15 protein-coding genes, 1 pseudogene and 1 riboswitch are annotated in these 21044 nt (G+C 54.6%); of the genes and pseudogenes, 7 read left to right on the top strand and 9 right to left on the bottom strand.

Features of this window, described 5'->3' with window-relative positions:
* Positions 1–13: 13 nt before the first annotated feature.
* Positions 14–210: riboswitch (Lysine riboswitch) on the top strand.
* A gap of 81 nt (positions 211–291) precedes the next feature.
* Positions 292–1641 carry a lysine-sensitive aspartokinase 3 gene (gene lysC, locus M1D91_RS01525; protein WP_437434169.1) on the top strand — a complete coding sequence of 450 codons (1350 nt, stop codon included), beginning with the start codon at positions 292–294 and terminating at the stop codon, positions 1639–1641.
* A 40-nt stretch (positions 1642–1681) separates the two neighbouring features.
* Here lysC and M1D91_RS01520 read toward each other — a convergent pair whose 3' ends face one another.
* The 3 genes from M1D91_RS01520 to M1D91_RS01510 are packed head-to-tail and all read right to left on the bottom strand — an operon-like array spanning position 1682 to position 4821.
* Positions 1682–2467, bottom strand: coding sequence for a nucleotidyltransferase domain-containing protein (locus M1D91_RS01520; protein WP_437434168.1), 786 nt, complete (start codon positions 2465–2467; stop codon positions 1682–1684).
* 4 nt (positions 2468–2471) lie between these two features.
* Positions 2472–3698 carry an RtcB family protein gene (locus tag M1D91_RS01515; protein ID WP_437434167.1) on the bottom strand — a complete coding sequence of 409 codons (1227 nt, stop codon included), beginning with the start codon at positions 3696–3698 and terminating at the stop codon, positions 2472–2474.
* A 4-nt stretch (positions 3699–3702) separates the two neighbouring features.
* On the bottom strand, positions 3703–4821 hold the full coding sequence (locus tag M1D91_RS01510; protein ID WP_437434166.1) for a slipin family protein: 1119 nt from the start codon (positions 4819–4821) through the stop codon (positions 3703–3705).
* A gap of 459 nt (positions 4822–5280) precedes the next feature.
* On the opposite strand from M1D91_RS01510, the gene rtcR reads away from it, so the two are divergent.
* From rtcR to M1D91_RS01495, 3 genes are all read left to right on the top strand, one after another.
* Positions 5281–6861 (top strand): RNA repair transcriptional activator RtcR, encoded by a 1581-nt coding sequence (gene rtcR, locus M1D91_RS01505; protein WP_437434165.1) that lies wholly within the window; start codon positions 5281–5283, stop codon positions 6859–6861.
* A gap of 247 nt (positions 6862–7108) precedes the next feature.
* Positions 7109–8050 (top strand): ketopantoate/pantoate/pantothenate transporter PanS, encoded by a 942-nt coding sequence (gene panS / locus M1D91_RS01500; protein WP_437434164.1) that lies wholly within the window; start codon positions 7109–7111, stop codon positions 8048–8050.
* Positions 8051–8149: 99 nt separating this feature from the next.
* Entirely contained in the window at positions 8150–8422 is a 273-nt protein-coding gene (locus M1D91_RS01495) for a YjbD family protein (RefSeq protein WP_437434163.1), read from the top strand.
* Here M1D91_RS01495 and rluF read toward each other — a convergent pair.
* On the bottom strand, positions 8419–9297 hold the full coding sequence (gene rluF, locus M1D91_RS01490; protein ID WP_437434162.1) for a 23S rRNA pseudouridine(2604) synthase RluF: 879 nt from the start codon (positions 9295–9297) through the stop codon (positions 8419–8421). The genes M1D91_RS01495 and rluF overlap by 4 nt on opposite strands.
* A gap of 447 nt (positions 9298–9744) precedes the next feature.
* Here rluF and M1D91_RS01485 point away from each other — a divergent pair.
* A pseudogene (locus M1D91_RS01485) lies at positions 9745–10032 on the top strand (addiction module antidote protein).
* A gap of 62 nt (positions 10033–10094) precedes the next feature.
* Here the strand turns inward: M1D91_RS01485 and M1D91_RS01480 are convergent.
* On the bottom strand, positions 10095–11726 hold the full coding sequence (locus M1D91_RS01480; protein WP_437434161.1) for a Na/Pi cotransporter family protein: 1632 nt from the start codon (positions 11724–11726) through the stop codon (positions 10095–10097).
* A 166-nt stretch (positions 11727–11892) separates the two neighbouring features.
* Positions 11893–12333: a hypothetical protein gene (locus M1D91_RS01475; RefSeq protein WP_437434160.1), complete on the bottom strand. Its 441-nt coding sequence runs from the start codon at positions 12331–12333 to the stop codon at positions 11893–11895.
* Between the two features lie 253 nt (positions 12334–12586).
* Here M1D91_RS01475 and M1D91_RS01470 point away from each other — a divergent pair, with 253 nt between their 5' ends.
* On the top strand, positions 12587–13033 hold the full coding sequence (locus M1D91_RS01470) for a helix-turn-helix domain-containing protein (RefSeq protein ID WP_437434159.1): 447 nt from the start codon (positions 12587–12589) through the stop codon (positions 13031–13033).
* 46 nt (positions 13034–13079) lie between these two features.
* Here the strand turns inward: M1D91_RS01470 and M1D91_RS01465 are convergent, their stop codons facing one another.
* From M1D91_RS01465 to metH, 3 genes are all read right to left on the bottom strand, one after another.
* Entirely contained in the window at positions 13080–14447 is a 1368-nt protein-coding gene (locus M1D91_RS01465; RefSeq protein ID WP_437434158.1) for an L-serine ammonia-lyase, read from the bottom strand.
* A gap of 64 nt (positions 14448–14511) precedes the next feature.
* A complete protein-coding gene (locus M1D91_RS01460; protein WP_437434157.1) occupies positions 14512–15795 on the bottom strand; it encodes an HAAAP family serine/threonine permease in 1284 nt (427 codons plus the stop codon).
* Positions 15796–16187: 392 nt separating this feature from the next.
* The gene (gene metH, locus M1D91_RS01455) at positions 16188–19871 is read right to left on the bottom strand and encodes a methionine synthase (RefSeq protein ID WP_437434156.1); all 3684 of its coding nucleotides are present in this window, start codon (positions 19869–19871) and stop codon (positions 16188–16190) included.
* Between the two features lie 193 nt (positions 19872–20064).
* Between metH and iclR the strand changes: the two genes are divergently transcribed.
* Positions 20065–20892: a glyoxylate bypass operon transcriptional repressor IclR gene (iclR, locus tag M1D91_RS01450; protein WP_437434155.1), complete on the top strand. Its 828-nt coding sequence runs from the start codon at positions 20065–20067 to the stop codon at positions 20890–20892.
* Positions 20893–21044 lie beyond the last annotated feature (152 nt).

The raw sequence follows: 21044 nt of genomic DNA, 5'->3' as shown, positions 1-21044 counted from the left end.
AAAGGCGAAGGTAATAGCCAGAAGAGGAGCGTTGCCCAGGTAACCGTATTCGAGGAGCCCATCCGGAGACGATACGTGAGGGGGAGCACCGCCGAGGTGGTGGATTGCACGGCAGCAATCACCATCGGCTACAGGGGCTGAATCCCCTGAGTTGTCACCAGAAACGTTCGCAGTCGGGCGTTTCACAAGTGGTGGAGCACTTCTGGGTGTAATCGTAGTTTGCTGCGCCTACCCCTTTCGCTCTTCCCTTGTGCCATGGCTGAATAATCGATCCCCTGACACGAGGTTGTTATGTCTGAATTAGTTGTCGCCAAGTTTGGCGGTACCAGTGTGGCAAATTATGATGCCATGAACCACAGCGCCGATGTGGTGCTCGCCGACCCGAATACCCGCTTAGTGGTGCTCTCCGCTTCTGCTGGCGTCACCAATCTGCTGGTTGCGCTCGCCGAAGGGCTGGAGTCCACCGAGCGCTTCGTCAAACTTGATGCTATCCGTAAAATTCAGTTCGATATCCTGGAACGCCTGGCCAACCCGAACGTTATCCGGGAAGAGATCGAACGCCTGCTGGAAAACATCACCACGCTTGCCGAAGCCGCTTCCCTGGCAACCTCCACCGCACTGACCGACGAACTGGTCAGCCACGGCGAACTGATGTCGACCCTGCTGTTTGTTGAAATCCTGCGCGAACGCGATATTCAGTCGCAGTGGTTTGACGTACGTAAAGTGATGCGCACCAGCGATCGTTTTGGTCGTGCCGAGCCGGACGTTGCCGCCCTGGCGGAACTCGCCACCCAGCAGCTCGCCCCGCGACTCGCCGACGGCATGGTGGTCACCCAGGGCTTTATTGGCAGCGAAGCTAAAGGCCGCACCACGACCCTGGGCCGCGGGGGCAGCGATTATACCGCCGCCCTGCTTGGTGAAGCCCTGCATGCCGCCCGCGTTGATATCTGGACTGACGTTCCAGGCATCTATACCACCGACCCACGCGTAGTGCCTTCGGCCAAACGCATCGACGAAATTGCCTTTGAAGAAGCGGCTGAAATGGCTACTTTTGGCGCGAAAGTGCTGCATCCTGCCACCCTGCTTCCTGCCGTACGCAGCGACATCCCGGTGTTCGTGGGTTCCAGTAAAGATCCAAAAGCAGGCGGCACCCTGGTCTGCAATACAACCAGCAATCCTCCGCTGTTCCGGGCGCTGGCTCTGCGCCGTAAGCAGACCCTGCTGACGCTGCACAGCCTTAACATGCTGCACTCCCGCGGTTTCCTGGCGGAAGTATTCGGCATTCTGGCGCGCCACAGCATCTCGGTTGACCTCATTACCACCTCGGAAGTGAGCGTGGCGCTGACGCTGGACACCACCGGTTCTACCTCTACCGGAGATACCCTGCTGACGCAGGCGCTGTTGACCGAGCTCTCTTCACTCTGCCGGGTAGAGGTGGAAGAAAACCTGGCGCTGGTGGCGATTATTGGTAATGACCTGTCGAAAGCCTGCGGCGTCGGCAAAGAGGTTTTTGGTGTACTCGAACCGTTCAATATCCGTATGATTTGCTACGGCGCATCCAGCCACAACCTGTGCTTCCTGGTGCCGGGCAGCGAAGCGGAGCAGGTCGTTCAGAAACTGCACCATAATCTGTTCGAATAACAAGGCAGAGGCCGGAAGGGCAACCCTGTCCGGCCTCGTTTTATGCCATCACCGTTTGATACAACAACCGATCAAGCGCTTTCACCTCTCCATCCCGACTATCTGGTAACACGGGAGGAAGCGTGCCCCTGTCGATCTCCGCGGCGATAAACGCATGCAAGCGTGGCAAAGGTGCACCATACTGCGCTTCTCCGGCACGCTGCTTACGCGCCAGCAGTTCCTTTATCTCCAGACGCAGCTCCGCCTCCAGTTCACTGCCTGCCAGCAGTTCGGCAAAGCGCATAGGAGGAACGCCTTTTCCTGCTTCCACCCAACGCACGGCCAGTAACGGACGCAGCACATAGAAATACTTCTTCAACCGCACCTCATCGCCCTGCAAATAGCTGTGAAAGTTTCTGCGGGCCATAGAGTAGTAGTGCCAGCGCGCCCGCACGGGAGAAAACCATTTCGGCACCTGCGCGCTGAGCGCCGCTATCACCGCCTCCTCCCGTTGGTAAACGACAGGCGAATCCAGCCACTCAATCAGTGTCGGGTTGGCGCTTTTTAGCAAGCCCAGCGCTTTGCGCCACTCCCAACCGCTCACGTCCAGCTCATCATTGATCGGCAGTTCGATAACGTCACGTGGTGTCTCCACTTGTAAGTACCATTCCGGTGGATGCACGTATAAAAATCGCACGTCATAGTCACTATCCGGTGAGGCAAAGCCCCACCCCCGACTGCCGGACTCGCAGGCGTAGAGCACCCGAACACCATAGTCCTGCTCAACCCTCTTCAAATGCTGCCGCACGCGTTCGCGCATGCCAGCATCCACACCATTGACCGTCATTTTTTTATCCTTTTACACACACCACCTGACGCAGGGTGTGAACGATTTCCACCAGCGACGCCTGTGCCGCCATGACCGCATCGATATCCTTGTAGGCCATCGGAATTTCATCAATGACGTCGCTGTCTTTACGACATTCAACATGCGCGGTAGCGCGAATCTGGTCATCAACGGTGAAGCGCTTTTTCGCAGCCGTACGGCTCATCGCACGCCCTGCGCCATGACTACAGGAGCAGAAACTCTCTTCGTTCCCCAGTCCCCGCACGATAAAACTTTTGGCCCCCATCGAACCGGGAATAATCCCCATCTGGCCTTTTTGCGCGGAGACCGCCCCTTTGCGCGTCACCAGCACCTCTTCACCAAAATGGCGCTCTTTTTGGACATAGTTATGGTGGCAATTCACCGCTTCCTGCTGCGTCATGAACGGCTTCGTCACGATGCGTGACAGCGCCGCCAGCACGCGCGCCATCATCACTTCCCGGTTATGACGGGCAAAATCCTGCGCCCATGAGACCGCCTCCATGTAATCGTCGTAGTGCTTACTCCCCTCCTGGAAATAGGCCAGGTTTTTATCCGGCAGGTTGGCAATATGCTGCTGCATATCCTGCTGCGCCAGCGCAATAAACAGCGTACCGATGGCGTTACCCACGCCGCGGGATCCGCTATGTAGCATCACCCACACGCGCTGCTGCTCGTCCAGGCAGATCTCTATAAAGTGGTTGCCCGTCCCGAGCGTACCCAGGTGCTGATAATTATTGGTTTTCAGTAACTGCGGATAGCTATCCGTCAGGCGCTTAAAGCGCGCTGACAGCAGCGACCAGTGGTTATCCACTTCCTGCGGGGGCGTTTCCCAGGCCCCTTTATCACGCCCGGAGCGGGTACTGGTTCGCCCGTGCGGCACCGCCTGCTCAATGGCGCTGCGCAGTCCACTCAGGTTATCGGGCAGGTCGCTTGCCATAAGCGAAGTACGTACAGCGATCATGCCACAACCTATATCCACGCCGACCGCCGCCGGAATGATGGCCCCTTTGGTTGGGATCACGCTGCCGATGGTGGAGCCTTTACCCAGATGCACATCCGGCATCACCGCCAGATGCTGAAAAATAAACGGCATCTTCGCCGTGTTCTGCAACTGCGCACGCGCCTCAGGCTCGACCGGAACTCCGTGGGTCCACATTTTTATTGGCGCGCTGTTTTGCGCCGTTAACAGTTGAAATTCGTTATGCTGCATGAGGTTATCCTTTAATATTCACCAGTCCATTCAGTACATTATCCAGGCCACCGAAGACGGAGATCTTATCGATACGCTCCGCCACTCTTTCCAGGGTTTCCAGCTCTTTTAAGCGCAGTGCCACCGGGTTGCTTTCCATCACTTTTGCGGTGTTCAGTAATGATCGGGTCGCCGCTGTCTCTTCACGTCGACGAATCACATTCGCCTGTGCTGATTTTTCCGCCTCCACCAGTTTTGCCAGGATAGTTTTCATGTCGCCTGGCAGTACGATGTCCTTCACCCCCAGCGAGGCGATATCCATGCCAAAGGGCGTCATGCGCGTTTTAACCTGGGCGCTCACCACGCTGTCGATCACCTGCTTGTCTTCCAGGAGTTCATCAAGTGTACGGGTCCCTACCGCTTCACGCAGAGCAAACTGTAACTCGCGATAGAGATGCTCCAGCGGTTTACTAAGCTGACTGAACGCCCGTAAGACGTCACTGTAGTGCCAGTTTGCGCCCAGGTTGATGCGCAAATTCACTTTGTCTTTGGTCAGGATCTCCTGCCCCGTGACCTCCATCACCTGCAAACGCGTGTCGACAACATCCGCCTCAATCAGATGGTTCACCTGCCAGTAGGCGGTGATGCCCGGTGGCAACAGCGGCTGTGTAACACCATCAATTTTCAGGACGCCGACATGCCATGCTCCGACGTTGACGGTCTGGATGGCTTCCCGTCCCTTAATGGCAGTACGTGGTTGCAGTACGGCATTCATGATGCGCTCAGGCACGCGCGCATCCTTAGTATCCAGCAATGCAATGCTCAGGCTGCCGTCCTGCCAGAACATCCGACGCGAAGCGGGAGGTATGATTTCCACGAGGATGTCATTACGGTACAGCGCAGCAACGTTATGCTCGGTGGTATCAGCGGTCAGGCAGTAGGCGTCGACCCATTCCGGCCGGAAACGGCGCAGATAGTGAGCAAGTTCTCTCTCCACATCCCCGCCATTGAGATCAACGAAGGTGACCTCCTGCTTACCAAACCTGGGGAGACGGTGCTCTCCTGCCTCAAAAATGTGGGTGTAATCGCCTGCTTTTGCCAGCAGAGCCAACTGTCCTTTACGAATAGTGATTTTCTTATTCATTTTTCATCCTTATCTTTTCACGTACCGGCACGGATGCAGGTGCGGAGCCGGAGGGGAACAGGCCACTCCTGCCAGCCTGTTTTGCCTGCGACCCGGAACCCTTATCGGCGCCGGTGTGTTGCTGTCGTTACCAACCTGACAGCGCATTAACCAATACAACCAGTGTTCACCTGGAAGGGTGAGTCGGGAATCGAACCCTTAATGTGTCCCGGTGCTGACAGAACGCCCCGCGGATAACGTCTTACCGTTCCGGGTGCGCTGGCGGGGCCTTACCCCCTGCGTGCTCAGCATCGTGACGTATTAGCTATTGCCAGAAGCGTGCCAGAAAGATAAAAAAGAAAATAATTTATTTAAGCTATTGATAAATAAGTAATTTTATGACAATCGCTTTTAACTAACTTGTGTTCACTTAGCTGTATTTTTATACTAAGTTATCGGAATTTATCTTGCAGGATAAACATGAAGAAACGCAGGGTAGTGATTGGTGTTCTTGGTACGGTACTCGACAAGCGGGGAAAACGGGCCAACCGCCTGCGCAAATGGCGGCCAACGGTCGGGTTGTGTCAGCAGCCGGATTTGCCAGTCGATCGGCTGGAACTGCTCCATCAGCCACGCGACATCGGTATGGCACAACAACTGGCGGAAGATATTGCCCTTCTCTCCCCCGGGACGGAGGTGCGTCCGCACAGCGTGACGATCCAGGACCCCTGGGACTTTGAAGAGGTCTACGCTGCGTTTCTCGATTTTGCGACCCACTATGACTTTGATACCGACAACGAAGAGTACTTGGTGCATATCACCACCGGCACGCACGTGGCACAGATTTGCTGGTTTTTACTGACGGAGGCCCGCTATCTGCCCGCCAGCCTTCTGCAAACCGGTCCGGCACCCAAAGGCTCCTCAGAAGAAGATGTTGCGGCGGGGGTACATTCTGTCATCGACCTGGATTTGAGCCGCTACGCCACCTTAACCAGCCGCTTTCAGCGCGAGCAGCAGCACGCGGTGTCTCTGCTGAAAGCGGGTATCGATACCCGCAACGCAACCTTTAATACGCTTATAGAACAGATCGAACGTGTCGCCTTACGCTCCACGGCCCCGATTCTGCTTACCGGCCCGACAGGTGCCGGGAAATCCTTCCTGGCGAAACGTATTTTTCAGCTGCGTCAGGCTCGGCACCGGGTGGCGGGCAGACTGGTGGCGGTCAACTGCGCCACGTTGCGTGGCGATAACGCCATGTCCACGCTGTTTGGCCACGTGAAAGGCGCTTTTACCGGGGCGCTCTCATCACGCCAGGGGTTACTGCGCGAGGCGGATGGAGGGGTACTCTTTCTGGATGAAATTGCCGAACTGGGGCTGGACGAACAGGCGATGCTGCTAAAAGCCATTGAGGAAAAAACCTTTTTTCCCTTCGGATCAGATAAAGAGGTCCACAGCGATTTTCAGCTTATCGCCGGAACCCACCGGGATATGCACCAGTGGGTGATGGAAGGACGGTTTCGCGAGGATCTCTACGCACGTATCAATATGTGGACCTTCGCCCTGCCTGGGCTTGCCGAGCGGCGGGAAGACATCGCCCCCAATATCGAATTTGAACTGCAACGCTTCTCGGCAGAAGCGCAAACGCAGATCCGCTTCGACAAAGAAGCCCGTGAGCGCTATCTGGCCTTTGCCTGTTCCGCTCAGGCGCAGTGGCGCGGCAACTTCCGCGAGCTGAGTTCGTCCATTGCCCGTATGGCAACGCTTGCGGAGCAAGGTCGTATCACCCTGGCCGGCGCTGAAGAGGAGATTACACGCTTACAACAGAACTGGCGCAGCATACCTGCCCCCACGCCGCTCAATGAAGAGATTGATCTCTTTGACCAGCGCCAGCTCGAAACGGTGCTGGAGGTGTGCCGCCGCAGTACCTCTCTCTCCGGGGCAGGCCGCGAGCTGTTTGCCGTCTCACGGCTGAAGAAAGCCAATCCTAACGATGCCGACCGTCTGCGCAAATATCTGGCCCGTTTCGGGCTGAGCTGGGAAAGCATCCACACCGGCACATGAATCCTCTTCACCATAATTTGTTTGAATATTTTTTCCGCACACGATAAACAATACCTATGGCCGTGCTCGATCCCGGCCTTTTTTATACCCGTCATACTTCAGGCCGCACGCGTGTTGGCTGTGTTTGCTCATCCCAGTCACTTACTTCGGTAAGCTCCCTGGGAGTCACACACTTGCCGCCTTCCGGCGACTCGAATTAGTTAGGGTACATAACGAAACACAACACCACACCTGCAAGGAAATCGCTATGCTCGCCGTACTGACCCGGCTGTTCCCGTTATGGGCGCTGCTGCTCTCTGTTGTTGCTTATTACACGCCCTCTACCTTTACGCCCATTGGCCCCTGGGTCAGCACGCTTCTGATGCTGATTATGTTTGGCATGGGCGTACACTTAAAAATTGACGACTTTAAGCGTGTGCTGTCGCGCCCGGCTCCCGTCGCCGCAGGGACTTTTCTGCACTACCTTGTGATGCCATTAGCCGCCTGGCTGCTGGCGATGATTTTCAACATGCCGCCGGACCTTTCTGCCGGGATGGTGCTGGTTGGCAGCGTGGCAAGCGGCACGGCCTCCAACGTGATGATCTATCTGGCGAAGGGTGATGTGGCGCTCTCCGTGACGATTTCGTCTGTCTCCACGCTGGTGGGCGTGATTGCCACGCCGCTGCTCACCCGCCTCTACGTGGACGCGCATATTCAGGTTGATATCATGGGTATGCTGCTCAGCATCCTGCAAATTGTGGTGATACCGATTGGCCTCGGTCTGGTCGTTCACCATCTGTTCCCACGTGTGGTGAAAGCTGTAGAGCCGTACCTGCCGGCATTTTCAATGGTCTGCATTCTGGCGATCATCAGCGCGGTGGTGGCGGGTTCTGCGGCACACATTGCGTCAGTCGGCCTGGTGGTGATAGTGGCGGTGATTCTGCATAACAGCATCGGTCTGCTGTGCGGCTACTGGGGCGGACGTCTGTTTGGTTTTGACGAGTCCACCTGCCGCACGCTTGCGATTGAAGTGGGTATGCAAAACTCCGGGCTGGCGGCAGCGCTCGGTAAAATCTACTTTTCCCCGCTGGCGGCCCTGCCGGGGGCACTGTTCTCGGTGTGGCACAACCTCTCCGGTTCGCTGCTGGCAGGCTACTGGTCTGGTAAGCCTATTGAACAGCAACCGCAGGACAGAGTGACGCAAAAGTAATGAGCAAAGCCGGGTGGCTCACGCTTACCCGGCTTATATCATGGTGAGCTTCGCCACATTGCCGTACACTGGGTTCACTTTCCCACTGAGGGCACACCCATGGCACTCCCCCGCATTACGCAAAAAGAGATGACCGAGCGCGAACAGCGTGAACTGAAAACGTTACTGGATCGCGCACGCATTGCCCACGGACGCGTGCTGACCAACGCCGAAACCAATAACGTCAAAAAAGAGTACATCGACAAACTGATGGTGGAGCGGGAAGCAGAGGCAAAAAAAGCCCGCCAGTTAAAGAAAAAGCAGGCTTACAAACCGGATGAAGCGGCCACCTTTTCGTGGTCGGCCAGTACCTCAACGCGCGGCAGGCGTTAACGTCCTTTCTTCTTACGACCCGGTGCGGTAAAGCGTTTGCGTGACGCCAGCTCCGCCGGGGTTTTTGCCATGTTTTTCGCCCCGCTGGCTGCCGGTTTCTTCGCGGTTGTCGCTGCGGCCTTCGGTTTTACCTTCGCTTTCGGCTTCGCTTCAGACGACGAATTCTCGATGAGTTTAAAGAGGTCGATCAGCTCATCGTCGGTGAGATCACGCCATTCACCCAGTGGAATGCCCGTCAGGCTGACGTTCATGATGCGGGTGCGCTCCAGTTTGGTCACTTCAAATCCAAAGTGTTCGCACATGCGGCGGATCTGGCGGTTCAGCCCCTGCACCAGGGTAATGCGAAACACAAAAGGTGCCTCTTTCTTGACCTTGCATTTTTTGGTGACGGTACCCAGGATCGGTACACCCGCGCCCATGCCACGGATGAAATCGTCGGTAACGGGTTTATCCACCGTCACCAGATACTCTTTTTCGTGATCGTTACCGGCGCGCAAAATCTTGTTGACCAGGTCGCCGTGGTTGGTAAGAAAAATCAGCCCCTGAGAGTCTTTATCCAGACGGCCAATAGGGAAAACGCGCTTACTGTGGTTAACGAAGTCCACGATGTTATCGCGCTCACCATCTTCGGTTGTGCTGACAATACCGACCGGTTTGTTCAGCGCAATCAGCACTAAATCATCGGCTTCGCGCGGCTCAATCAACTGGCCGTTGACCTTCACAACGTCACCGGGCTTAACCTGATCGCCAATGGCAGCGCGTTTACCATTAATAAAGACGTTGCCTTGTTCGATAAAGCGGTCGGCCTCGCGGCGCGAGCAGATTCCGCTCTCACTGATGTATTTATTTAATCGGGTTGATGAGTCTGGCAGCATAAATTCTCCTGTAATCGGTGAAATATATCTCACCTGACTGCAGATAAAAAATCCTCTACACAAGCGCTCGCCAATTAAATGTGATCTGCTGCGTCTTTCTGCATAACGTGACGCCTGAAAGACCGCGCAACGTTGTGTGAGCAACAAACGCGGAATCAACCGATGTGTTGCGTAGATGGGAAAAAAATCTTACAGACCGACGGGCAAAGACACTTATTGCCACTCGCCTTTTCCGCCTGGCCAATCCCCTTTCGGGTGATGCGTAACCCGTTGGAGAGGGCATTAGTGAGCCAAGGGTTCACTGGGGGCCGGGATACAGGATTTATTATAAATAACAGGGGAAGGTTATCATTCTTCTGCTTTATGGTGATAAACGTTCTCAAGAAAACGACATCATCCTTGCCGAAAAATTATCAAATTCAATCACAGAGCAGGGGATATTCACTGATGAACAACCTTACCCTCTATGATCCCGCCACTGCGCTGGTTGATGATGAAATTGCCATCTTTATGGCTGATGCGTTTGAAACAGGCGATGCCGCGTACAGTGCAAAAGCGTTAGGCGTCGTGGCGCGTGCGAAAGGGATGACACAGGTTGCAGCCAGCACGGGTTTATCCCGCGAACAGCTATCTCGCTCAGTCAGTGACTAAGGCAATTCAACGCTGAAAACGACCCTCGCCGTGATGAAAGCGCTGGCCATTGCGCTATCCATTAAGACAGTCATTGCACTATAAACAATAAGCACTGGCAGATGGCGCCGTGCAGTGGATCCGCTGCGCCACCCACTCTGTCAGACTTAATACTCGTCCTTCCCGTCATCGTCGTCGGGCTGTTCCAGCACGCTGTAAGCTACGGAGCAGAACAACGAGTTGAGGCGTTTCATGTCACCCAGCAGGCCCATATGCAGTGAACTGGTTTCAATGCTCTGCACGTTTTGCTGATGTAACCTGTCAACATGCGCGTGAGAATAGCGTCGGTTGAGAATGCGAAAACGGTGCTTACTGCGACGCAGGCGGCGGGCGCTGGTGACATCACCGGAGAAAAAGACCGACATTGCCAGCTTCAGGTTGGTGAGCAGTTGCTCATAGAGCGCATCCAGCTCCCTGAGTCCCTCGACGGAAAAAGCCCGCCGGGCCGCCAGCGATTTATCAGCGATTTCACTCCCCATACGCTCGACAATATCGGACGCCTGCTCCAGGTTGAGCGACATCTCAATAATTTCGGCCCAGCGTTTAGATTCCTCTTCGGCCAGCTCCTCTTTGGGCATACGGGCAAGGTAAAGCTTGATGGCGGTATAAAGCACGTTGATGTCATCAGCGAGCTTACGCAGCTCCTTCTCCTGACGGGGTTCACCGTGCATCACTTTGTGCAGCCCTTCAAGCATGAGCTCCATCGCGTCACCAATGCGTAGCGTTTCACGGGCGGCATTGGCCAGTGCAAGGGTAGGCGTGTCGAGCGCAGAACTGTCCAGGTGCTTCGGCTTAAGCCGGGCGTCCAGTTCTGGTTCATCACGGATTAATCGTTGGCAAAGGGTCGCCATCGCCCCCACAAAGGGCACCATCACCAGACAGCGAATCAGGTTGTAGAAGACGTGGAAATAGATAACCAGCTCAGCTTTGGGCAGCGGCAGCTCGTCCATCAGATCCGCCAGCATATGCACAAACGGCAGAATGGCGATGCTCCCCACCAGCTTAAACAACAGGCTCCCCAGTGCCACGCGGCGGGCGGCGGCATTGGCTGCGCTATTGTTGAGCATCGCCAGCAAGCCAGAGCCGAGGTTCGCGCCAATCACCAGGCAGAGGGCCACCGGGAAAGAGATGATCCCCGCCGTGGTCAGGGTCGCCGTCAGCAGTACGGCGGCCAGGCTCGAATAGCTGATGATCGCGAACACCGCGCCAATGAGCGCATCCAGCATGATATCGCCCGTCAGTGAGGCGAAAATCACCTGTACGCCGTTCGCCTGAGTAATGGGCGTGACCGCCTGTACAATAAGCTCAAGCGCCAGCAGGATAAGCCCAAGGCCGATGCTCACGCGGCCCAGCTGCCCTTCCCGCGTTTGCTTACGTCCAAGAAAGAAGATGACCCCTACGAAAATCAGCAAAGGCGACAACCAGGAGAGATCGAAAGTGAGCACGCGCGCCATCAGCGCGGTTCCCACGTCCGCCCCCAGCACAATCACCAGCGCAGGCGCCAGTGCTACCAGATCCTGGGCCACAAAAGAGGTGACCAGCATGGTGGTCGCATTGCTGCTCTGAACCAGAGCAGTTACCCCAATCCCGGCGCTAAAGGCGAGCGTTTTTTTCTCGACGCTACGGCTGAGTACGGTGCGCAGCCGCGCACCGAATACGCGCATCACGCCGGTACGTACAATGTGTGTGCCCCAGACTAACAGGGCAACCGAAGAGAGCAGGTGAAGCAGAATTAACACGGATGCAGATTCTCCTTATTGTTATAAGTTCCTGTCTTTCCCTCGCTACCCCTTCCTTACTTCAGCAGAAAGGGGGTCGTGCCACCACGGGGGGCGGAAGCGGGGAAGGTTTACTCTCAGTATAAGAGGTTAAACACAATAAAGAGACAGCAGGTGCCCGTTCGCCTTAACCCTTCTGTTTCCTGAGCCACTGCAACGAGCCAATTTTAAGCGTCTCCGAGAGCAGAAAGAGGATAAAGGCCACCAGAGCATCCTCGATGCGCATGATCCGTAAGATGAGAGGAAAGAAGGCAACGGAGCAGGAGAGAGAGAAAAACCGCATCACCTCCTGTAAGCTAATGAACAAAATACCAATCTGTTTTTTCTTAAGGAAACACCAGCCAGAATAAAACAGGGAAACCATCAGCATCAGGTAGATAAAGAAAACACACTGTAACAACAGATAGTCAGCACCCTTCACTTGCATAAACGACAGATTGACATAGAAGTGTCGAATGTCAGACCAGAACGGCAGATTACCCATTTTTACGGAAAAAAAGAGGTAGCTGCCGATAGCGAACACATCCATCATTCCCCAGAACGTAAATATTTTATCTTTTATACTCATCTCATTACTTCATCCTTGTTCGGCTAACCGTATCAAGTATAAAGGCAATCGCGGCAATAATGAGATAAAGAACGTCTGCGGTATTTATTTGGGGGGAATTTTATTATTTTTATTATTGGCTGTCTCTCCTGTAGAAACTTTGTTAATGAAAAAAGCATGTTGTTACCATCGCAAATTTAAAATTATCCGCTTTATTTATAATTTATTATGTTAAATAATCTGCTCTGCTTAATGTCGCAGTAGAGGATGTGAAATGCGCTTCAGTACGATGTCCGATAATGAAATTATCGCCGAATTGTGCCGCCGAATTAAAGAAACCCGTATGCAACTCGGACTGTCGCAAATCGAACTGGCGGAACGCGCTCAGGTTGGCGCCGCGACCATTAAGCGCGTTGAACTGGGCGAGTCCGTCACGCTCAGCACCTTAATTGGCATTTTGCGGGGCCTGGATCGGCTGCATCAACTGGAGTCGATTTTGTATGACTCCCACATACGCGCCTTTAATGCACAGATTAACGCCGCCGTTCCTGCCCGTATCCGCATTCGTAAGAAACAGGCCACCGCGTCGAAAGAGAAATTCGCCGAAGATGCGGCTCTCAAGCACGATGCCCACTCAACCATTAACGAGTGGTACACCTCCTCTGCCTCCCATAGCGTCGTCTGGTCACATCAGGCGCCGGATGTTGCAAAGAAAGAGTAATGACAGAAAAAAACCGTCTGCCAGGCAGACGGTTTAATTGAGGAGATCAGGATTCGCACACCGCGACTTTGATAGCAAGCCCACCCCGCGCCGTTTCTCGGTACTTCGCATTCATGTCTTTACCGGTTTCAAACATCGTTTCGATGACTTTATCCAGAGAGACTTTCGGGTCGCTGGTGCGGTACATCGCCATGCTGGCCGAGTTAATGGCTTTGACTGCCGCAATAGCGTTACGCTCAATGCACGGCACCTGCACCTGACCGGCAACCGGGTCACAGGTCAGTCCCAGATTGTGCTCCATGCCAATTTCAGCAGCAATGCACACCTTCTCCGGGCTACCGCCCAGCAGTTCAGCAAGTCCGGCTGAGGCCATCGAACATGCCACACCCACTTCACCCTGGCAGCCTACTTCCGCACCGGAAATCGAGGCATTCATCTTATACAGAATGCCAACCGCGCCTGCGGTCAGAAAATAGCGCATGTAAATGTCCGGGGTTACGGTTTTGATAAAGCGATCGTAATAAGCCAGAACAGCAGGAATGATCCCGCAGGCGCCATTGGTCGGGGCCGTCACCACACGCCCGCCCGCGGCGTTCTCTTCCCCCACCGCCATTGCAAACATGTTAACCCAGTCCATTGCACTTAATGGGGTAATGGACTGGCTTTGCGGTGCCAGCACACGGTGCAGTGCGGAGGCGCGACGAGGCACCTTCAGTGGGCCTGGCAGAATGCCTTCGGTACTCATCCCACGGTTGATGGCATTGCGCATGGTGTCCCATATTTTCGCCATGTTCTGTTCAACATTGCCCCGACCGTGACGAGCTATCTCGTTTTTCATCATCACGGCTGAAATAGAGAGGCAATTGTCATGGCAGTGGGTTAGTAAATTACGCGCAGAATAGAACGGGAAAGGAATATCAATATCCGCATCCTGGCTTTTACCAAAGTTTTCTTCGGTAACAATGAAGCCGCCACCGATGGAATAATAGGTCTGGAAATGGGCAATTTTGCCCTCGCAAAATGCGGTGATGCTCATACCGTTTTCATGCAGCGGCAGGAACTCATTATGAAAACGCATGCATTCCGCGACCGGAAACTTTATTTCACGCTTCCCTTCTTCGATAAACAGACGCTGGTTGGTGTTGACGTCACGGATAATCGTCGGGATGGCGTCGATATCCACCGTCTCCGGTAAATAACCGGAAAGGCCAAGGATAATGGCGATATCCGTATGGTGGCCTTTGCCGGTTAATGACAGCGAACCGTAAACGTCCACCACCAGCCGCGTGACTTTATGTAACAGGCCTTTTTCCTGCAGGGTATCAACAAACTGTTTTCCCGCTTTCATTGGCCCGACGGTATGAGAGCTGGACGGCCCGATGCTGATTTTGAAAATATCGAAAACGCTAATCATGTGGCACCCATGCGAGTTACGGAGCAGAAAAGAGACGCCGCCTCAGTCAGGCGGCGCGGGAAACTTAGCTGAACAGCGAGAAGAAGATGGCGGAGATGGCAATCAGGCCCATCATGACCACAAACACGTTGCTGATAGCACCACTGTATTTGCGCATCGCCGGGACTTTATTGATGGCATACATCGGCATCAGGAACAGGATGACGGCGATAATCGGGCCACCGAGGTTTTCAATCATGCCGAGGATGCTCGGGTTCAGGGTGGCAACAATCCAGGTGGTCACCAGCATGAACAGCGCCGTGATTTTGTTCAGTTTGTTGAGCTCAATGGACTTGCCTTTGCCGCGCAGAGATTTAATCACCATGCCGTTAAAGCCTTCACGCGCCCCCAGGTAGTGGCCAAGGAAGGATTTAGTAATGGCGATCATGGCAATAATGGGTGCCATCCAGGCAATCACTGGTGCATTAAAGTGGTTTGCCAGGTAAGAGAGAATGGAGATGTTTTGGGCTTTCGCTTCGGCCAGGTTTTCCGGCGACAGGCTCAGCACGCAGCTGAAGACGAAGAACATCACCGTCAGCACCATCATAATATGGGCAAAGCTCAGGATACGGGAGCATTTGCGTTCGGCATCCTGACCGTACTCCTCACGTTTTGCGACAGCAAAGGAGGAGATGATCGGCGAATGGTTAAAGGAGAACACCATGACCGGGATCGCCAGCCACAGGGTCATCCACAGACCGTGGCCGGTGGGCGCCGCGCTGCTCAGTGAGAGGGTATCAAGAACCGCGCCGTTCCATTGGGGGATAAGATACAGCGCCAGCATCATGAGGGCCGCAACGAACGGGAACACCAGCACGCTCATCGCTTTAACGATCATTTTTTCACCGAAGCGCACGACTGCCATCATACCGATAATCAGGATCAGCGACAGGATAGCGCGCGGCGGTGACACCATGCCAAGTTGATGGGTAATAAAGCTGTCGACGGTATTCGTAATGGCTACGCTATATACCAACAGAATCGGGTATATGGCAAAGAAATAGAGCAGAGTAATTAATTTACCCGCACCCACACCAAAATGTTCTTCGACAACTTCGGTAATATCTTCCCCCGGGTTTTTGCCGGACAGGACAAAACGGGTTAAGCCACGGTGAGCAAAAAAGGTCATCGGGAAGGCCAGCAGGGCCATAATAATTAACGGAATTAAACCCCCTACCCCGGCATTAATGGGCAGGAAGAGTACGCCAGCGCCAATTGCAGTACCGTACAGGCCCAGCATCCAGACGGTATCACTCTTTCTCCAGCCACTGCTTTCACGCGTGACAAGAGTACTTTGAACGTTTTCCATATATGGCCTCTGTAATAGATATTTAAGCCAAATTAATTTGGCTCATATTCAAGAAATAAGAACGCTGTCTTTATTTTGTTATTTTATAAAATAAGGCTAAGCTTAGTTATTTACGGCGATCACATAACCTGATTTAGAGAGGTGACTTTTAAGGTATCAAAAATAGTACCTAATTTTTTATATTATTTTGAGGTATCATTTTTAATACGTTATTAATTATGACGCGGATTAACACTCTCTATAGTTATATATACGAAGACGGCTAATGACAATTATAATTGTCATACGATTAATAAAAAATTGTCGTACCGCGATGTCCATCGAATGAAATGATGAAAATAAAAATGGCCTGAATAATCAGGCCATGTATTGAATATGAGCAGCGAGGAGTATTAATCCGCGTCATAGCCTAAATTCGGTGCCAGCCAGCGTTCCACTTCCTGCGTCGACATCCCTTTACGACGGGCATAATCCTCTACCTGGTCGCGCTGCAGCTGCGCCACGGCAAAGTATTTGCTGTCAGGGTGGCTAAAGTACCAGCCAGAGACCGATGCGCCCGGCCACATGGCGAAGGATTCCGTCAGTTTCATGCCGGTGTGGGCTTCCACATCCAGCAGTTCCCAGATGGTGCCTTTCTCGGTGTGCTCCGGGCAGGCCGGGTAGCCCGGTGCCGGGCGAATGCCCTGATAGTTTTCGCGAATCAGCTCCTCATTGCTGAGGTTCTCATTTGGCGCATAACCCCAGTAGACCTTACGCACACGCTCATGCAGATACTCGGCAAAGGCTTCCGCCAGGCGGTCTGCCACCGCTTTCACCATGATTTTGTTGTAATCATCATGCTGCGCGTCGTAAGCCTCTGCCAGTGCATCCTCTTCCAGGCCACCGGTCACCGCAAAGGCACCAATGTAGTCTTCTTTTCCGCTGAGTTTGGGTGCGACGAAATCGGCCAGACAGTAGTTTGCAAAGCCGACTTTTTCCGTTTGCTGGCGCAGATGATGCGCGACGGTCAGCACCTGCGTGCGGCTCTCGTCGCGGTAGATTTCTACATCGTCGCCGACGCGGTTCGCCGGGAACAGACCGACTACGCCACGCGGGTTGAGCGTCTTCTCACGGCTGAGCATATCCAGCATATCGTTGGCGTCCTGGAACAGGCGTTTCGCCTCTTCCCCCACCACGTCATCTTCGAGAATGCGCGGATATTTTCCGGCCAGCGACCAGGTCATAAAGAACGGCGTCCAGTCGATGTAGTTGCGCAGCGTTTCGATGCTGGCTTCCACGTCCTGCACGCCCAGCTTGTGCGCAACCGGCGGCGTGTAGCTTGCCCAGTCAAACGCCAGATCGTTTTCGCGCGCAGCGGCCAGCGTTACCGGTGGGGTACGCGGTTTCTTGCGTGCATGCTGAATACGCACGGTTTCGTACTCTTTGCGGGTGCGGGCCACAAAGTCATCACGTTGAGTCTCCGATAACAGCGCCGCCACCACACCCACGGTCCGCGAGGCGTTCTGTACGTAAACCGTCGGGCCGCTATAGTTCTGCTCGATTTTCACCGCCGTGTGCGCTTTCGAGGTCGTCGCCCCGCCAATCAGCAGCGGCAGGGTAAAGCCCTGACGCTCCATCTCTTTGGCGACGTTCACCATCTCATCCAGCGACGGGGTAATCAGCCCGGAGAGGCCAATCAGGTCGGCATTCACTTCGCGGGCGGTTTTGAGGATTTTTTCTGTCGGCACCATCACGCCAAGGTCGACGATTTCGTAGTTATTACACTGCAAAACGACGCCAACGATATTTTTGCCGATGTCATGCACGTCGCCTTTCACCGTGGCGATGACCATTTTTCCGTTGCTGGAGCCTTTCTCTTTGCTGGCTTCGATAAAGGGCTCCAGCCAGGCCACCGCCTGTTTCATGACGCGGGCCGATTTTACCACCTGTGGCAGGAACATTTTGCCCTCACCGAAGAGATCGCCCACCACATTCATGCCATCCATCAGCGGGCCTTCAATCACCTCAATCGGGCGCGCAGCCTGCTGACGAGCCTCTTCGGTGTCCAGCTCAATGAATTCAGTGATGCCTTTGACCAGCGAGTACTCAAGACGCTTTTTCACATCCCAACTACGCCATTCCGCCTGCTGGGTGTTAGCGGTTTCATCGGTTTTACTGCCGCGGTATTTTTCCGCCAGATCGAGTAGACGCTCGGTGCCGTCATCGCGGCGGTTGAGGATCACATCTTCAACCGCTTCGCGTAGCTCGGCGGGCAGGTCGTCGTAAATCGCCAACTGCCCGGCGTTCACAATCCCCATATCCATCCCGTTCCGGATGGCGTAATAGAGGAAGACAGCGTGGATTGCTTCACGCACCGGGTCATTACCACGGAACGAGAACGAGACGTTCGATACGCCACCGGAGATCAGCGCATGCGGCAGTTCACGCTTAATGTCTTCACAGGCACCGATGAAATCCTGGGCGTAGTTATTGTGCTCCTCGATACCGGTCGCGACCGCGAAGATGTTCGGGTCAAAAATAATATCTTCCGGCGGGAAGCCCACCTCTTCGGTCAGGATGTTGTACGCCCGGCGGCAAATCTCGATTTTGCGCTCTCGGGTATCCGCCTGCCCCACTTCGTCAAAGGCCATCACCACCATCGCGGCACCATAACGGCGCACCAGCTTCGCGTGATGGATAAAGGTGTCGACACCCTCTTTCATTGAGATAGAGTTGACGATGCCCTTGCCCTGGATGCATTTCAGCCCCTTTTCGATGACCTCCCATTTGGAGGAGTCAATCATGATGGGCACGCGGGCAATATCCGGCTCACCGGCGATGAGATTAAGGAAACGCACCATTGCCGCTTCCGCGTCGAGCATCCCTTCATCCATGTTGATATCGATAATCTGCGCACCGCTTTCCACCTGCTGGCGGGCGACATCCAGCGCGTCGTTGTACTTCTCTTCTTTAATAAGACGTTTAAATTTGGCTGAACCGGTAACGTTGGTACGTTCCCCCACGTTCACAAACAGGCTGTCGTCGCCAATGTTCAGCGGTTCCAGACCGGCCAGGCGGCAGGCCACCGGCAGATCCGGCAACTTACGCGGCGCCAGGCCTGCCACAGCATCGCTCATCGCCTTGATGTGCTCCGGCGTGGTGCCGCAACAGCCACCCACGATGTTAAGGAAGCCCGCTTCGGCCCACTCGCGGATTTGCGCCGCCATGGTGTCCGCATCAAGATCGTACTCACCAAAGGCGTTGGGCAGGCCGGCGTTCGGGTGCGCGGTCACGTAGCATTCGGCGATGCGGGAGAGTTCCTGCACATACTGGCGCAGTTCGTCCGGCCCCAGCGCACAGTTGAGGCCGAAAGTGAGCGCATCGGCGTGGCGCAGGGAGTTATAAAAGGCTTCCGTCGTCTGCCCTGAGAGCGTGCGCCCGGAGGCGTCGGTAATGGTGCCGGAAATCATGATCGGCAGGTCGACGCCCAGCGCGTCAAATTCTTCTTTTACCGCAAAAATGGCGGCCTTGGCGTTGAGGGTATCGAACACCGTCTCAATCAGGATGAGGTCGCAGCCCCCTTCCACCAGCGCTTTGGTGGACTCGCGATACGCCTCTACCAGCCCGTCAAAGGTGATATTACGAAACGCCGGGTCGTTAACGTCCGGTGAGATAGAGGCAGTACGGTTGGTTGGCCCGAGAACCCCGGCCACGTAGCGCGGTTTTTCCGGCGTGCGGGCTGTCCATTCATCAGCGCAGGCGCGTGCCAGCTTCGCCGCGGCAAAGTTGATTTCCGCTGACAGGGATTCCATCTGGTAATCCGCCATCGCGATAGTCGTCGAGTTAAAGGTGTTGGTTTCGATAATATCCGCACCCGCAGCAAAATAGGCGGAGTGGATAGTCGCAATCACCTCGGGCTGGGTAATGACCAGCAGGTCATTGTTACCTTTGAGATCGCAGGGCCAGTTGGCGAAACGTTCGCCGCGAAAATCCTGCTCACTCAGACGTTGATTCTGGATCATGGTGCCCATGCCCCCATCCAGAATCAGAATGCGTTCGTTTAACTGCTGCTTCAGTTGTTCAACTTTGCTGCTCACACGTGCTCCCGACGACGCTCAACCAGGCCAAAAGGCCAGCAGGACATACTGGCATAAACTGGCAGATCGGAAAAGTCGCACAGGGGTAACATGAGAGATGTTCACCTGAACTCATCCGATCAGTAGTTGATGGGGTTGCGTTATAATTCTATAAAACGAAAATGATTTCCACGATACAGAAAAGGAGTCAGCTATGGTTGCCAATGTACCCGCTAAACGCGGCAGAAAACCCGCTACTGCCGCTGCCACGCAACCCACAGGTCAGGTCCAGTCGTTAACGCGCGGGCTTAAGCTGCTGGAGTCCATTGCTGAATCCCACGGCAGCGTGGCGTTAACCGAACTGGCACAGCAGGCTGGCTTGCCCAACTCCACCACCCACCGCTTACTGACCACCATGCAACAACTGGGGTTTGTGCGTCAGGTGGGCGAACTGGGCCACTGGTCCGTAGGGGCGCATGCCTTTATCGTCGGCAGCAGCTTCCTGCAAAGCCGCAATCTGATGGCGATTGTGCATCCGATTTTGCGCACCCTGATGGAGAACTCCGGCGAAACGGTCAACCTGGCGGTACTCGACCAGAGCGATCATCAGGCCATTATTATCGACCAGGTGCAGTGCACCCAGCTTATGCGTATGTCCGCACCGATTGGCGGCAAGCTGCCGATGCACGCTTCAGGGGCGGGGAAAGCTTTTCTGTCTCAGTTAAGCGAGGAGCAGGTCACGGGCTTGCTGCATCGTAAAGGGCTGCATGCTTATACCCATGCGACGCTGGTCTCGCCGATACATCTTAAAGAAGATCTTGCCCAGACGCGCAAGCGCGGCTACTCCTTTGATGACGAAGAGCATGCACTGGGTCTGCGCTGCGTTGCCGCCTGTATTTATGATGAACATGGCGTGCCGTTCGCGGCAATCTCTATTTCGGGTCCGGTTTCACGCATCACGGATGACCGGGTGACGGAGCTGGGGGCGATGGCGATCAAAGGGGCGAAAGAGGTGACGCTGGCCTGGGGCGGGATGCGCTAAGGCTGATGCCCTTATCCTGGCCCTCTCCCCTAAGAGGAGAGGGAACCGTCTGTGCTCGCATTTTTTATGAGGATTCCTCAGCCCACCGGGAGAGGAGGCCTCAGTAACATTACGCTTTACAGCGATAACACAGCGCAATGTGAATAAAACAG

Source organism: Enterobacter sp. SA197 (assembly GCF_054131575.1).
Note: the sequence above shows the minus strand (reverse complement) of the source record. Positions and strands in the feature narration are given on the sequence as shown.